This window comes from Streptomyces sp. NPDC047515, from assembly GCF_040643055.1.
In the GTDB taxonomy this organism is placed as follows: domain Bacteria; phylum Actinomycetota; class Actinomycetes; order Streptomycetales; family Streptomycetaceae; genus Streptomyces.
Window position 1 is genome coordinate 166,207 of record NZ_JBEYTM010000001.1, and the last position, 14,830, is coordinate 181,036.

Annotated in this window: 13 protein-coding genes; 7 read left to right on the forward strand and 6 right to left on the reverse strand. The window is 71.1% G+C overall.

Annotation, left to right across the window (positions count from 1 at the left end):
• Positions 1-74: 74 nt before the first annotated feature.
• Positions 75-1,046, reverse strand: coding sequence for a sugar ABC transporter permease (locus tag ABZ826_RS00705; protein ID WP_361440045.1), 972 nt, complete (start codon positions 1,044-1,046; stop codon positions 75-77).
• A 3-nt stretch (positions 1,047-1,049) separates the two neighbouring features.
• Positions 1,050-2,477, reverse strand: coding sequence for a sugar ABC transporter substrate-binding protein (locus tag ABZ826_RS00710; RefSeq protein WP_361440048.1), 1,428 nt, complete (start codon positions 2,475-2,477; stop codon positions 1,050-1,052).
• 168 nt (positions 2,478-2,645) lie between these two features.
• Between ABZ826_RS00710 and ABZ826_RS00715 the strand changes: the two genes are divergently transcribed.
• Positions 2,646-4,073 carry an FGGY family carbohydrate kinase gene (locus tag ABZ826_RS00715; RefSeq protein ID WP_361440051.1) on the forward strand — a complete coding sequence of 476 codons (1,428 nt, stop codon included), beginning with the start codon at positions 2,646-2,648 and terminating at the stop codon, positions 4,071-4,073.
• Between the two features lie 25 nt (positions 4,074-4,098).
• Positions 4,099-4,731 carry a histidine phosphatase family protein gene (locus ABZ826_RS00720; protein ID WP_361440054.1) on the forward strand — a complete coding sequence of 211 codons (633 nt, stop codon included), beginning with the start codon at positions 4,099-4,101 and terminating at the stop codon, positions 4,729-4,731.
• Here the strand turns inward: ABZ826_RS00720 and ABZ826_RS00725 are convergent.
• On the reverse strand, positions 4,721-6,139 hold the full coding sequence (locus ABZ826_RS00725; protein WP_361440057.1) for an amino acid permease: 1,419 nt from the start codon (positions 6,137-6,139) through the stop codon (positions 4,721-4,723). The genes ABZ826_RS00720 and ABZ826_RS00725 overlap by 11 nt on opposite strands.
• Positions 6,140-6,677: 538 nt before the next feature.
• Here ABZ826_RS00725 and ABZ826_RS00730 point away from each other — a divergent pair.
• A complete protein-coding gene (locus tag ABZ826_RS00730; protein ID WP_361440060.1) occupies positions 6,678-7,274 on the forward strand; it encodes a biotin transporter BioY in 597 nt (198 codons plus the stop codon).
• Here ABZ826_RS00730 and ABZ826_RS00735 read toward each other — a convergent pair.
• Both ABZ826_RS00735 and ABZ826_RS00740 read right to left on the reverse strand, forming a co-directional pair.
• Entirely contained in the window at positions 7,255-8,562 is a 1,308-nt protein-coding gene (locus ABZ826_RS00735) for an FAD-binding oxidoreductase (RefSeq protein ID WP_361440063.1), read from the reverse strand. The genes ABZ826_RS00730 and ABZ826_RS00735 overlap by 20 nt on opposite strands.
• A gap of 115 nt (positions 8,563-8,677) precedes the next feature.
• Positions 8,678-10,126 (reverse strand): amino acid permease, encoded by a 1,449-nt coding sequence (locus tag ABZ826_RS00740; RefSeq protein ID WP_361440066.1) that lies wholly within the window; start codon positions 10,124-10,126, stop codon positions 8,678-8,680.
• 256 nt (positions 10,127-10,382) lie between these two features.
• On the opposite strand from ABZ826_RS00740, the gene ABZ826_RS00745 reads away from it, so the two are divergent.
• The 4 genes from ABZ826_RS00745 to ABZ826_RS00760 all read left to right on the forward strand — a co-directional run bounded on the left by ABZ826_RS00745 (position 10,383) and on the right by ABZ826_RS00760 (position 13,418).
• The gene (locus tag ABZ826_RS00745; RefSeq protein ID WP_361440069.1) at positions 10,383-10,871 is read left to right on the forward strand and encodes a ribose-5-phosphate isomerase; all 489 of its coding nucleotides are present in this window, start codon (positions 10,383-10,385) and stop codon (positions 10,869-10,871) included.
• 83 nt (positions 10,872-10,954) lie between these two features.
• A complete protein-coding gene (locus ABZ826_RS00750; protein ID WP_361440072.1) occupies positions 10,955-11,764 on the forward strand; it encodes a DNA-formamidopyrimidine glycosylase family protein in 810 nt (269 codons plus the stop codon).
• A 509-nt stretch (positions 11,765-12,273) separates the two neighbouring features.
• Positions 12,274-13,023 carry an IPT/TIG domain-containing protein gene (locus ABZ826_RS00755; protein ID WP_361440075.1) on the forward strand — a complete coding sequence of 250 codons (750 nt, stop codon included), beginning with the start codon at positions 12,274-12,276 and terminating at the stop codon, positions 13,021-13,023.
• A gap of 185 nt (positions 13,024-13,208) precedes the next feature.
• Positions 13,209-13,418 carry a hypothetical protein gene (locus ABZ826_RS00760; RefSeq protein WP_361440078.1) on the forward strand — a complete coding sequence of 70 codons (210 nt, stop codon included), beginning with the start codon at positions 13,209-13,211 and terminating at the stop codon, positions 13,416-13,418.
• Positions 13,419-13,595: 177 nt separating this feature from the next.
• Here ABZ826_RS00760 and ABZ826_RS00765 read toward each other — a convergent pair whose 3' ends face one another.
• Positions 13,596-14,828 (reverse strand): GNAT family N-acetyltransferase, encoded by a 1,233-nt coding sequence (locus ABZ826_RS00765; RefSeq protein WP_361440081.1) that lies wholly within the window; start codon positions 14,826-14,828, stop codon positions 13,596-13,598.
• Positions 14,829-14,830: the final 2 nt, after the last annotated feature.

The window sequence follows — 14,830 nt, forward strand, 5'->3', positions numbered from 1 at the left end:
ACCTCCGCGTCCGTCCCGCGTACGTCCGCGTCTCATCCCGGCACCTCCGCGTCCGTCCCGCGTACGTCCGCGTCTCATCCCGGCACCTCCGCCGCCCGGTTCTGGATCCGGCCCAGATAGCGCACCAGCACCGTCGTGACCAGGTAGACCACGGCCCAGAGCACGATCATGTAGCTGATCCCGAACGAGTAGCGCTGGAAGCGGATCGCCTCCAGATAGGCCCGGATCTGGAGGACCATCGTGGAGTCGCCGGGACCGCCCTCGGTCAGCGCGTAGATGATGTCGAAGACCTTCAGCGAGTCCATGAACCGGAAGATCACGGCGACCAGGACGTACGGCCACAGCATCGGCAGGGTGAGGCGCCGGAAGGTGAACCACCAGCCTGCCCCGTCGACCGCTGCCGCCTCGAACGGCGAGGCGGGCAGCGAGCGCAGTCCGGCCAGCGCGAGGATCGCGACGAACGGCGTGTAGACCCACACGTCCACGGCGATCGACGACAGCAGCGCGCCCGTCGGCGTGTCCGTCCACTGCACACCGCCGAGGCCGAAGGGCTTGAGCAGATGGTTGATCACACCGACCGACGGCTGGAGCATCAGCTTCCACATGATCGCGGCGATCACCGGCGCGATCATCAGCGGCAGGATCAGGATCTTCTCCAGCACCCGCCCCACGAAGCTCGACCGGTGCAGCAGCAGGGCCACGGCCACCCCGAGCACGGTCTCGACGGCCGCCGCGCCCAGCGCGTACAGCGTCGTCACCCGCGCCGAGTCCCAGAACGAGGGCTGGGTGAGGATCCGCCGGTAGTTCTCGATGCCGACCAGGTCCGGCCGCGGTTTGCTCGCCGCGAAGTCGAATACCGTGTAGTAGAGACCGAGTCCGAACGGGTAGAGGATGCCCCCGGTCAGCAGCAGCGCGGGCACGATCAGCAGATACGGCCGCAGCGAGCGGCGCCACGCCGGCAGCGCCCGCTGTGCCCGCTTCCCGGCACCCGTGCCGGAGGCCGCCCCATGGGCGGTCTCCGGCACGGGCGCCACACGTCCGGACATCGGTCAGCCGGCCTTCGACGCCAGATCGCCGGCCAGGGAGTTCAGCACGGACGAGGCGTTCTTCCCGCCGTAGATCTCCTGGAGCGCGGCGGCCCAGCTGGTCGTCGCGTCGAAGAACTGCTCCTGCGGGGTGAACTGGATCTTCGTCTGGTCGACGACCGTCTCGAACGTCTCGATGAAGCCGGGGATGGCTCGCATCTTCTCCTTGTACGCGGGGTCCTGGCTGACCGACCTGCGTACCGGATCGATGTGGTTGTGCTCGATCGCGCCCTTGCGCAGATGCTCCTTGCCGGTCGCCCACTGGAGGAACAGCCAGGCCGCGGACTTGTTGCGGCTTCTGGCGTTCATGCCGAGCGACCAGATCCACATGTTCGTGGCGAGCGAGCCGTCGGGGCCCTTGGGGCCGGGGTGGAAGGCGATCTTCCCGGAGGCGGGGGAGGCCCCCTTCACGGCCTGGAAGTAGGCGGCGGTGTCCGCGTCGAAGAGCATCCCCGCCTTCTTCGCGCCGAGGTCGCTGGAGCACTGGTACCAGGTGTACGAGGTCCAGGACGGCGGCCCGCCCTTCCTGACCATCTCCGCCCAGTCCCGGGTGAACGCGATCGCCTCCGGGGAGTTCATCGCGGGCTTCACCCCGCCGCCCTCGACGGTGAAGTCCTTCAGCCCGTTGCGGGCGTACATCGTCATGAAGCCCGGGTGGATCGTCGCCCAGCTGCGCGAGCCGCGCACCGCGACCCCGTACATCCCGTCGAAGCCCGCCCCCGGCGCCCTGCGGGTGATGGCCCCGGCGACCTCGCGCAGTTCGTCGAAGGTCTCGGCGGGCTTCAGGCCCAGCTTCTCGAACACCTCGGTGTTGTACGCGACGACATTGGTCTCCCAGCCCCACGGCAGCGCGTACTGCCCGCCCTGCCCGAGCGGAGCACCCGCCTTCAGCGACCACTGGTCCGCCCGGAGGAGGTTGGGGAAGAAGTCCGCCTGGTCCCATTCGGCCCCGGTCGCCGAGGAATTGCGCATCCAGGGACCGAGATCCTCCAGCCAGCCCGGCGGGCCGTACTGCCACACCATGTACGCGCCGAGCATGAACACGTCGTAGGAGGCGCGCCCGCTGGAGAGGTCGACGGTGAGCTTGTCGAAGTAGTTGTCCTCGGGGAAGACGTCGTACTCGACCTTGATGCCGGTCTTCTCGGTGAACGCCTTCAGATCGGCGATCAGGGCATCGGTGTACGGATGCTTGTTGAGCAGCGCCTTGACCGTTCTGCCCTTGGCCCGCTTCCAGTCGAAGGAGCCGGTGACGTCGGCGGCCGCGGAGCCGCCGCCCTTGCTGTCGCCGCCGCCGAAGCCCGCGCCGCAGGCGGTGAGCAGCGGGGCGGCGGACGCGGCCGCCGCCGCACCGAGGGCGAGGAAACGCCGCCGGTCGTGCGCGTGCATGTCCATCCGTGACCTCCACGGTCCGGCCGGAGATGGGTGGGGGGGAGCGGAGCGATGCCGTTCACACGTCGAATCGACTGGTTAACAGAGCTTGGAACAACGGAAGTTGGCCGTCAATCCCTCGCGCAACGGAAATTCTCGGTGCAGAGTGAGAACTTCACAAGGAGGGCCGATATGTGGATGGGCATCGATCTCGGCACGCAGAGTGTCCGTGCGGTGGTGGCGGGGGACCGTGGTGAGATCCTCGGCAGCGGCTCCGCCCCGCTCGCCGGCAGACGCGACGGGGTACGGCATGAGCAGAGCCCCCTCGACTGGTGGACGGCCGTCTGCGCGGCCAGCCGCCAGGCGCTGCGCGACTGCCCCCCGCCGCGTGCGCTCGCCGTCTGCGCCACCTCCGGCACCGTTCTGCTCGGCGACCGGACCGGCCGGCCGCTGACCCCGGGGGTGATGTACGACGACGGGCGCGCCGTGACGGAGGCGGCCAGGGCCCGGACCCCGCCGAGCTGGGCGCTGCCCAAGGTGATGTGGCTGCTGAAGGAGTACGGGGCAGGGGCGGGCGAGACCGTGCGGATCATGCACCAGGCCGACGTGGTGCTGGCGCGGCTCGCCGGGACTCCTCTGCCCACCGACTCCAGCCATGCCCTGAAGACCGGCTACGACCTGGAGCGGGACGCCTGGCCGCACCGGATGTTCGGCAAGCTGGCCCTGCCCGAGGGGCTGTTCCCGGACGTGGTGCGGCCGGGCTGGCAGATCGGTGAGGTGGGGCGGGCGGCAGCGGCGGAGACCGGGATTCCGGCGGGCACGCTCCTGGTGTCGGGGATGACGGACGGGTGCGCGGCGCAGATCGCCTCCGGCGCACTCACCGTGGGCTCCTGGAACTCGGTGCTCGGTACGACGCTGGTCCTGAAGGGGGTGACCTCGTCGCCGGTCGCGGACCGGGCCGGGGTCGTCTACAACCACCGGGCTCCGGACGGGCTCTGGCTTCCGGGTGGGGCCTCGGGGGTGGGCGGCGGGGCGCTGACCGCTGCCTTCCCGGGCGTGGACCCGGCGCGGATGGACGCGACGGCTCGCGAGCACGAGCCCGCGCGCGTGGTGGCGTACCCCCTCGCCGCGCCGGGCGAGCGCTTCCCCTTCGTCGCGCCGGAGGCCACCGGTTTCCTGCTCGGCGAGCCCGCCACCGACGCCGAACACTGGGCCGCCCTGCTGACCGGGGTGGGCCTGGTCGAACGGCTCTGCCTCGACTACCTCGACCTGCTCGGCGCCCAGCTGTACGGCCGGCTCACCTTCACCGGCGGCGCGGTCCGCAGCGGCTACTGGAGCCGGCTGCGCGCCGACATCCTGGGCCGGCCCGTGTACATCCCGCAGTACAGCGAGCCGGCTCTCGGCATGGCCGTCATGGCCGCGTACGGGGCGCGAGCCACGACCACGCTGCAGGAGGCGGCGGGCCGGATGGTGCGACTGCGGCACGTGCTGCGCCCGCATCCGGTGCGTACGGCGTGGTACACCGAGCCGTACCTCACGCTGGTGGACGAGCTGGAGCGACGGGGCTGGCTCCCGGGCCCGGTCGCCGCCCACGCCCGTACCCGAACGGAGAAGTCATGACCACTCGCACCCGAACGGAGAAGCCATGACCGGGAGACCGGCCGCCCTGCTGCTCGTCCGCCACGGGCAGACCGTCTGGCACGCGGAGAACCGCTACGCCGGGGTCAGCGACATCGCCCTCACCGACGAAGGACGTCGCCAGGCCGAGCGGCTGGGCGAGTGGGCGGTCCGGCACCCGGTCGACGCGATCTGGACCTCGCCGCTCACGCGCGCCATCGAGACGGCGGAGCCCGTCCGCCGGGCGCTCGGTCTCGTCCCCCGGCTCGAATACGACCTGCGCGAATGCGATTTCGGCGAGGTGGAGGGGCGCACGCTGACGGAGTTCGCGGCCGAGCACCCGGAGCGGGCCCGGCGGTACCGCGCGGATCCGGTGGCCCACCCCTTCCCCAGGGCCGAGGACCCCAGGGCGGCGGCGGCCCGGGGGGCGGTGGCGCTGCGCCGGATCGCGGACGGGCACCCGGGGCAGCGCGTTCTCGTCGTCGCCCACAACACCCTGCTCCGGCTCGTCCTGTGCGAACTGCTGTCGATTCCGCTGGGCGCCTACCGCAGGGTCTTCCCGCAGCTGCGCAACGGTGCGGTCAGCGAGGTGCGGATCGGGGAGCAGGGCGGTGCGCTGCTCTCCCTCAACGTGCCGTGCGCGCCCGACGTCAGCCCTTGACGGCCGCGGACCGCCGCTGCCGTACGAGACCGATCGCCGCCAGCACGACGGTCAGGGCGCCGGACGCCAACAGCTGGTCACGCGTGCCGGGCTGGCGCAGCATCAGGACGAAGATGCCGAACATGGCCAGGAGCGCCACGATCGTCAGGACGGGGAAGAGCCACATCCGTACGACGAGCCTCTCCGGTGCCTCGCGTTCCAGCCGGTCGCGCAGGATCAGCTGGGAGAGGGCGATGAAGATCCAGACGACCAGGATCACCGCGCCGATCATGTTGAGCAGCCACGGGAAGACGTCATCGGGACGCCAGTAGCTGAGCAGCACGCACAGGAAGCCGAACACGGACGAGACCAGGACGGCCGCGCGCGGGACGCCCGAGGAGATCCTGCCGAGCCGCTTCGGGCCCTGGCCGCGGGCGACCAGCGAACAGGCCATGCGCGAGGCGCCGTAGATGTTGGCGTTCATCGCGGAGAGCAGGGCGACCAGGATGACCACGTTCATGATCTCCGCGGCGCCGCTGATGCCGAGGTGGTTCAGAGCCGCGTAGAACGGGCCGACCTTCACGACCTCCGGGTCGTCCCACGGGACCAGTGTGACGACGACGGCCATCGAGCCGACGTAGAAGAGCGCGATCCGCCACATCGCCGTCCGCACGGCCTTCGCGACACCCCGCACCGGGTTCTCGGACTCGGCCGCGGCGATGGTGACGGTCTCCAGACCGCCGTACGCGAAGACGGAGGCGAGCAGCCCGATCACCCAACCCTCGGCGCCGTTGGGCAGGAAGCCGCCCTCGCCCTTGAGGTTGGTGGCGCCGGGGGCGTCCGTACCCGGCAGCACACCCAGGATCGCCAGCACACCCAGCACCAGGAAGAGGGTGATCGCCACGACCTTGAGGGTGGCGAACCAGAACTCGAACTCGCCGAACTTCTTCACCGAGGCCAGGTTCGTGCCCAGGAAGACCACCATGAACAGCGCGACCCAGGCCCACTCCGGCGTGCCGGGCAGCCAGCCGGTGACGATCTTCGCGGCACCGATGCCCTCCAGGCCGACGGCGACACACAGCAGCACCCAGAACGCCCAGCCCACGGTGAACCCCGCCCACGGCCCGATCGCCCGCTCCGCGTGGACGGAGAAAGAGCCGGAGGCCGGGTTCGCGGCCGACATCTCACCGAGCATCCGCATCACGAGCATGACCAGCAGCCCGGAGACGGTGTACGCGACGACGATCGACGGCCCCGCGGCGGCGATACCCGCACCCGAGCCGACGAAGAGCCCGGCGCCGATGACACCGCCGAGGGCGATCATCGAGAGGTGGCGCTGCTTGAGCCCGTGGGTGAGCGCCGAATCGGCCCCGGTGCCGGAGGCGGCGACCGGGGCGTCGGTGGGGGGAGACGCGGAATTCCGAGACATGGGCGAGCTCTGTTCGGTAGGGGAGGCACGGTGCACGCGGGGGCCGCGCGGGGACGTGGAGGGACGGAGCGGGTGTGGGGGAGTGGGGGACCTGCGCGGACAGTCTGAGCACGCGCTGCGCCCACAGGGAACCACTGTCCGCATTACGGGCACGATCCTCACACAAGGTGCACACCCGGGTACGCGTCGAAGCCCGGGAGTGATCCCGGGCGGCTCGGGCGCGGGTCCCGGGGCCGGGAACGCCCCCGGGGGGCAGGCGGCGCGGGAACAGGCACCCGTGGCGTCTGGGCGGCCCCGAACCGTTTTGGCGGGAACCTACAGTCTCTCCCGGCCGCCCCTCCCGGCAAAATATGAGCCGATCCGTCCCCACCGCAGTGACGAGCATCACGCCGCCGCATGATTGCGTGAGCCCCTTTGTATGAACCTCACCAACGCCTCGACCACCGCTTTGTGGGCCACTGATGGTGATCGGGCGTTAACCCGTGGGCTAACGTCGGCCTCAGTCTGTCCCCACCTGCCCTCACCCCGCGGAGTCCCGATGAGCACTGCTGCCGCCGCCCCTGTCCGTACCGGAGCGGTCCTCGCCGACCTGCTGCCCGCCGCCAGGCACCGTTACGCCGTCGACACGGCCCTGGTCCTCGGAGGTGCCGCGCTCACCGGTATCGCCGCCCAGATCGCCGTTCCGGTCCCCGGCTCACCGGTTCCGGTCACCGGCCAGACCTTCGCCGCGCTCCTCGTCGGCACCGCGCTCGGCGCCCGCCGCGGCTTCCTCTCCCTCGCCGTGTACGCGCTCGTCGGCATGGCGGGCGTGCCGTGGTTCGCGGGCGGCAGCTCCGGCGCGGGCGGTGCCTCGTTCGGCTACGTCCTCGGCATGCTGCTCGCCGCCACCGTGGTCGGTGGCCTCGCCCGCCGCGGCGGTGACCGCTCCGTGCTGCGCACCGCGGGCACGATGGTGCTGGGCTCCGCGATCATCTACGCGGTCGGCGTCCCGTACCTGGCCCTGGTCACCGGCATGTCGGCGAGCGCCGCGATCGCGGCCGGCCTGGTGCCGTTCCTGTTCGGTGACGCGCTGAAGGCGGCGCTGGCGATGGGCGCGCTGCCCGCGGCCTGGAAGCTCATCGGCCGTCGCGGCTGATGCCGTAGCTCCCTCCGAAGAGGCTCGCCGGGTCGTGTCGCGACACCAGACCGGCGAGCCTCTGCTGTGTCCGCGCGTCGTGGAAACCCTCGGTGCGGTCCCCGCTGCCGAAGGAGAAGTTCAGCGAACGGCCCAGGGCGAGCGGCGCGAGCACCCCGGCCACCTCCGCGTACAGGGCCCGTACCGACGCCACGTCCGTACCGTCGAGCGGCGACAGCAGCCGCAGCAGGAATCCGGCCTCGCGGTACGGCACCGCGTTGTCGACGGCCGGCCGTGCGGCCAGCGCGCCGCCCAGGTGGTTGAGCTGGACCACGGTCATCATCGGCGCCTTCGGCCCGGTCAGCCCCAGCGTGCGCACCGCGCGCCCCGCGTCCAGATCGGCGAGCACCACGCCGTCGCCGTAGTAGGCGTGCGGGAACGGTGGGTCGTTGTGAATGGTGTGGCTGTCGGTGTACGGCATCTCCCGCAGCGAGTCCGTGAGCGCGGGCCCGACCGCCCGCAGCGGCGCGACCAGCCGCTCGCCCCCGGCCGTTTCGCCGGTGTACGCGACCCGCACCGAGATCGCGTACCGTCCGCGCATCGGCTCCGGCAGCTGGGGGCTGTCGGGGAAGCGCAGCGCGGACAGTGAGGACGTCAGCGTGTCGGGAACGGTCCGGGTCCACTCCAGATAGCGGCGGATCACCCGGTCGCCGGCCCCGGCCCCGTCGAAGGCGATCGACCCGCCGTACAGCCGCCCGACCTCGACCAGGTCGACCTCCAGGCGGGTCACGACACCGAGCCGGTGGCCGCCGCCGCGCAGCGCCCAGAAGAGTTCGGGCTCGCTGTGCGGGGATACGTGGCGCAGTGCGCCGTCGGCGGTCACCACGTCGAGCGAGCGCACCCGGTCGGCGGCGTAGCCGAACTCCCTGGCCAGGATGGGCAGCCCGCCGCCGAGGGTGTAGGAGACGGCGCCGACGCCCGGTGCGGAGCCGTTCAGCGGGGCGAGCCCGTGCGGTGCGGCGGCCTCGATCACCTGGCCCCAGGTGACGCCCGCGCCGATGCGTGCGGTGCGGCGTACCGGATCGATCTCGACGGAGTCCATCCGGCGGGTGCTGATCAGCACCCCGCCCTCGACGGCCCCGGACAGCCCGTGGCCGGTGGCGTGGACGCGGACGGGCAGGCCGCGCGCGGCGGCGTCGGCCACGGCGGTCCGTACGTCCTCGGCATGAGCGGCCTCGACGACGAAGGCGGGACGGACGGCGAAGCCGGTCTGGAAACCGGTGGGGACACGGGCGGGGGCGGATGTCATGAGGAGGCTCTCCGGTCGTTCGCTCGGTGGCGTTGTGACGGAGAGCCTCCCCCGTATACCTGACATCCGCCGTCAGGTATTGGTACGGCCGACGGCCTCAGAGCCTGTCGGGCTCTCAGGCACGCGCCTTCCGCTGCCGAACCTCACGCACCAGCGAGATCGCCACCACCAGCGCCGCGACGAGCAGTGAGAGCAGCACCTGCTCGCGTCCGCCGTCGTCGGTCAGCATGTAGACGAGGACGAACGAGATCATCGCGATGGTCGCCCAGGTCAGATACGGGAAGAGCCACATCCGCACGACCAGCTTCTCCGGCGACTCGCGCAGGATCATGCCGCGCATCCGCAGCTGCGTGAAGCAGATGACCAGCCAGACGAACAGGGCGACCGCGCCGGAGGAGTTCAGCAGGAACTGGAAGACGGTGTCGGGCCACTGGTAGTTGAAGAACACGGCGACGAAGCCGAAGACGACGGACGAGAGGATCGCCGCCTGCGGCACACCCCGCTTGTTCACCCGGGCGAAGGCCTTGGGCGCGTCGCCGCGGCCACCGAGCGAGAAGGCCATCCGCGAGGCGGTGTAGAGGCCGGAGTTGAGACAGGACAGCACGGCGGTGAGGACGATGACGTTCATCACCTGGCCGGCGTGCGGAATGCCGATGGAGTTGAGGGCGGCGACATAGCTGCCGTCCTTCAGGATCGACTTGTCGTTCCACGGCAGCAGGGTGAGCACGATGAAGATCGAGCCCAGGTAGAAGACGGCGATCCGCCAGATCACGCTGTTGGTGGCCTTCTGGACGGCGCGCTGCGGGTTCTCGGACTCGCCGGCCGCCAGCGTGACGATCTCGCTGCCCATGAAGGAGAAGACGACCATCAGCACACCGGTGAGGATGGCGCCGGGCCCCTTGGGGAAGAACCCGCCGGTGTCGGTGAGGTGCGCGAGCCCCGCGCCGGGGTTGTCCGAGCCGGGCAGCACCCCGAAGACGGCGAGCAGTCCGACGATGACGAACGCGCCGATCGCCACGACCTTGATCCCGGCGAACCAGAACTCGAACTCGCCGTACGAGCCGACCGAGACCAGGTTCGTCGCGGTCAGTACGACCATCACGATCAGCGCCCACGCCCACTGCGGGACGCCCGGCACCCAGCCCTCCAGGATCTTGGCACCCGCCGTCGCCTCGACGGCGAGCACCACGACCCAGAAGAACCAGTACAGCCAGCCGATCGAGAAGCCGGCCCAGCGGCCCAGCGCCTGGTCGGCGTAGGCGGAGAAGGAGCCCGAGCTGGGGCGGGCCGCGGCCATCTCGCCGAGCATCCGCATCACGAAGACGACCATCAGGCCGACCAGGGCGTAGGACAGCAGGATGGCCGGTCCCGCGGCGGCGATACCGGCGCCGGAGCCCACGAAGAGGCCCGCGCCGATCACCCCGCCGATGGCGATCATCGAGAGATGGCGGTTCTTGAGGCCTGCCTGGAGTCCGTCGGATGAGCCCGTTGTGTCCGGCCCGTTCGGCCGGCCCGGCTTCTCGGGCTGGTGGCCCGGCCCGGCCAGAGTCGTCTGCGACGTCATGGATCGAATCCTTACGTTCTCGGATCACGCGGTGCGTGACTCGCCGCCGGAGTGGGGTGCGGCGGCGAGTGATGCATTGAAGCCCGCCGGACCACAAAAACGGAACCCTTTCTTCCGAATCCGCCCGAGTGGCGTTTACCACACAGGGCCCGCACAGGAGGCCCACATGCGGTCCCGCCGCCCGTCGGGGCGGACCGGCCGGAGGGTCCCGACCCCGATGACGGCTACCCGGCGACGCTCGTGCCACACTCGGAACATGCGCGTGTACCTCGGCTCGGACCATGCCGGCTATGAACTCAAGAACCACCTCGTCGAGTGGCTCACGGCCCAGGGCCACGAGGCCGTCGACTGTGGCCCCCACATCTACGACGCCCAGGACGACTACCCGCCGTTCTGCCTGCGTGCCGCGGACAAGACGGCCGCGGACCCGGACAGCCTCGGCATCGTGATCGGCGGCTCCGGCAACGGCGAGCAGATCGCCGCCAACAAGGTCAAGGGGGTGCGCGCGGCGCTCGCCTGGAGCGAGCAGACCGCTGCCCTGGGCCGCGAGCACAACAACGCCAATGTGGTCGCCATCGGTGGCCGGATGCACTCGGTGGAGGAGTCCACCAAGTTCGTCGAGATCTTCCTCGCCACCCCGTACTCGGGTGAGGAGCGTCACACCCGCCGGATCGAGATGCTCACGGCGTACGAGACGACCGGCGAGCTCCCCCCGATCCCGGCCCACCACCCGCAGCAGGGCTGACCGGCTTCCGTCCCTGTGCCGCCGGTGCCCCCGGCGGCACAGCCATGTCCGCACGTCACACGCCATCGAGGAGAGCAGTCGTCGTGCCCGAGGGACACACGATCCACCGCCTCGCGGCGGACCACCGGGACAGGTTCGCCGGGCGGCCGGTGCGGGTGAGCAGCCCGCAGGGCAAGTTCACCGACAGTGCCGCGCTGCTCGACGGCCGGACGTTCACCGGCGTCGACGCCCACGGCAAGCACCTCTTCCTCGGCTTCGAGGGCGCCGGCTGGGTCCACATCCACCTGGGCCTCTTCGGCAAGCTCGGCTTCGGTACGGCCCCGGCCCCGCCGCCCACCGACACGGTCCGGCTGCGCCTGGTGAACGACGACCACCACGCGGATCTGCGCGGGCCCACCACGTGTGCGCTGATCACCGACCCCGAGAAGCGCGCGATACACGACCGGCTCGGCCCGGACCCGCTGCGGACCGACGAGGACGGCGAGCGGGCGTGGCGGCGCATCTCCCGCAGCCGGATCACCGTCGCGGCCCTGCTGATGGACCAGAAGGTCATCGCGGGGGTCGGCAATGTGTACCGTGCCGAGGTGCTGTTCCGGCACGGGATCGACCCGTACCGGCCGGGCAAGGACCTCGGGCGTGCGCAGTGGGACGTGATCTGGGCGGACCTGGTGGTGCTGATGCGCGAGGGCGTGCGGAACAACCGGATCGACACGGTCCGCCCCGAGCACATGCCGGAGGCGATGGGACGCCCGCCACGCGTGGACGACCACGGCGGCGAAGTGTACGTGTACCGCAGGGCCCGGCAGGCCTGCCACATCTGTGGCGGCGAGATCCGCACCGCCGATCTCGCCGCCCGCAACCTCTTCTGGTGCCCGGGGTGCCAGGGCGCCTAGGCGTGCCGCCGCCCCGGGGCCGCCATGGTCACAGCACGCCGGACGGCGCCCCGCCTGACTCCGGTTCCAAGGAGCAGGTCGCACGCAAGGACCGCCGCCGCGAGCCGGCCCAGTGATGGGCCGACCTGCTGCCGGGGGTGGTCTCGACAGTGCGGCGAGGGGAACAGGCTGATGAGAACGATGGCTTCGGGGTAGGTGACCAGTTCGAGCCGGGCCTCGGAGGCGCGGCGGGGGTCGCCCAGCGGGTCCTCGCCCAGGACGTCGAGCCGGCGGTTCCACCGTTGCTGAAGCGGCGGGCTGCCGACCCGGTTGGCGAACCACGTGATCAGGCCCTCTGCGTGGAGTCCCCAGATGATTTACGCCCGCGTCCCGGAACAGCTGCTGCTCGCGCGCTCGGCCATCTGGCTGAATTAGCGTCAGCATCGTTGCGGCGAAGGGCACCTCTTTGGGCTACTGGCTGTATCCGGGCCAGTACGCCGCACTACGGTGCCTGTCCATTGGAGAGTCAGATGACACTGTTCCCGAACCAGGGCTCCACGGGGGGCGGCACGTTCGTGACGATAACCAGCACCACTGCCAACGCCCTGAGCGCCGTCAGCCAGGTGCTGTTCGGCGACGCTCCGGCCACCGATGTCTCCTACAACGCGGGGGCCGACCACGTCACCTGCAACTCTCCCGCCGGAGCGGGCGTGGTGGAGGTGACGGTGGTCCTCGCCAACGGCCAGGCCAGCAACGGTGTGCCCTTCTACTACATCCCGGCGCCCGTGGAGTCGACGCTGAGCCCCACGGCCGGGCCGCTGGCCAGCGGCACCGGAGTCACCATCACCGGCTCAGGCCTGGACACCACCAGCGCCGTGTCGTTCGGCGGCAGCGCCGCGACCGTGGTCTCCAAGACCGACGGTCAGCTCACGGTCACCGCCCCGGCGGGCGCGGGCGGACCGGTGGACGTCAGTGTCACGACCGCCGCGGGCACCTTCGACGGCCTGTCGTACACCTACGTCGACAGCCCCGGCACGCTGACGATCACTCCGAACACCGGACTACTCACCGGCGGCACCCTCGTGACGATCACGACCACCGGAGACGCTACGACCACGTTGCAGGTCCTGTTCGGCAGCACCTCCGTCCCCTTCGCCGTCGGCGGCCCCCACACGCTCACGCTCTACACGCCCCCCGGGGGCGTGCTCGGCGCGGTCAATGTCTCCGTCACCACGGCGGGCGGCTCCAGCACCGCCACCAACGGCTACACCTACATCTGATCCCGCCCTTCGGCCTCGCGCAGCCGGCGCTGGAGATACCGGTGCTCCGCGTCGCCGTCGGCGCGCGAGTGCCGCGCGGTAGGCGGTGGCCGCCTCGGCGTTCTGGCTCAGTCTCGGGAGCAGGCCGGCCCGGGGGGCCGGCAGCGGGTGGCAGCCAGCCAGCGGGCCGCGGGATCACTGCCCGGATGCCGCGCCTGCGCGGGTGCTCGCGGATCGTCCGGGACGCGGAACGGCGCGATCGTTCGCGATACACGAAGATCACCACGACCTTCCCGCCGGCCGGCAAGCCCGGCCGACTGCGTAGGCACCCCGATGCCCTGCTCGGCGGCAAGGGGTACGACAGCACTCCCAACCACCGTGAGCTGCACAGACGCCGGATCCCTCCGGTGATCTGACCGGGAGGCAGCTCTGGAGCCGCTCTGGGCGCACGCTCCCACCCCGCAGCGAGCCGCGAATCTGCTCGCCGTGCACGGCCTCGCCGTCATCGTGGGAGAGCGCGGCACGGGACGGCGTACCTCGGCGGTCCGCACTCTGCACACCCACCTGTCCACCCGCACAGGACCTCCCCCGTACTAGAACCCCCGCGGCAGCCACGGTGCCGCGTCCGACGAGAAGGCCGGCGACGCCTCCGCCAGCGCGCCCGCACGCAGCTCCCGCACCCGCCCGGCCAGGGCCAGCGAGCTCAGGGATTCGCCGCCCAGATACGCCGAGCCCAACTCCCGTACCGTCAGCGCCAGGTCGGCCGCCTCGTCGGTCCGCCGGCAGGTCGCCGTCCCCTTCGCGTCGGACGTGAGCCGCCAGCGCCCCGCGTTCCAGGGACAGAACGCGTCCTCGACCTCGAACACCACGTCCACCGGCGCCCGGTACGCCCGCGCCTCCAGTGCCGCCCCCAGCTCCACCAGCCGCACGTGCAGCGAGTCCCGGATCCGGATGTTGCACCGCCGCACGTCCGACACCAGGTGCAGCACCGCGTCGTCGACCGGCCGGTTGCGCGCCTCGACCGTCGAGGTCAGATCGATCTCGAAGACGAACCGCCACAGCGCCGCGTACGCCGCCGGGTCGAGCGCGGCCAGATCGTTCACCGTCACCTTGCCCTTGGGGCCGGACGGCTCCCACTCGGGCTTGATGTGATACGTCACATAGCCGACGATCTGCCCGTTCAGCTCCGCCAGCACGCACTGCTGGGCCGAACCGCCCTGCCGTGAACTCACCGGGTCCACCATCGGCTTGCGTTCCCAGCCGGGGCCGTGGGCCGGTGTGCCGGGCCGGCCGGCCACCAGCCGGTCGTACACGGCCTCGCACGCGGCCATCGCCTCGTCCGGCTTCGCGTGCCGCAGCCGCACCTCGTCCGTGCCCTCCGGAACCGTCAGCCGCACCCGGTCCGTGTCGATCGTCAACGACATCTGACGCGAGGCCGCGCCGTACCCGAACCGGCCGTAGATCACCGGTTCCGAAGCCGTCAGGACGGCGATCGGCTCACCCAGCGCCCGGACGTCGTCGAGCTGCCGACGCATCATCGAGGTCAGCAACCCGCGCCTGCGGTGGGTGGACGCGACACTCACCATCGTGACCCCTGCCGCGGGCACCAGCGTCCCGCCGGGCACGGCGAGCCGGAAGCTGAACGCCCCCGCCGTGGCGACGACTTCGGAACCGTCCCAGATCCCGATCGACCGCTCGCACTCGGTCAGCTGTTCGTCCAGCTCGCGCTGCTCGGGAGGCTCTGCGACACCGCCGAATGCGAGCTCCAGACACTCGAACCATTCGTTCCATTCGGACGGCTGCAGTACGCGAAGCTCAGTAGTCATGG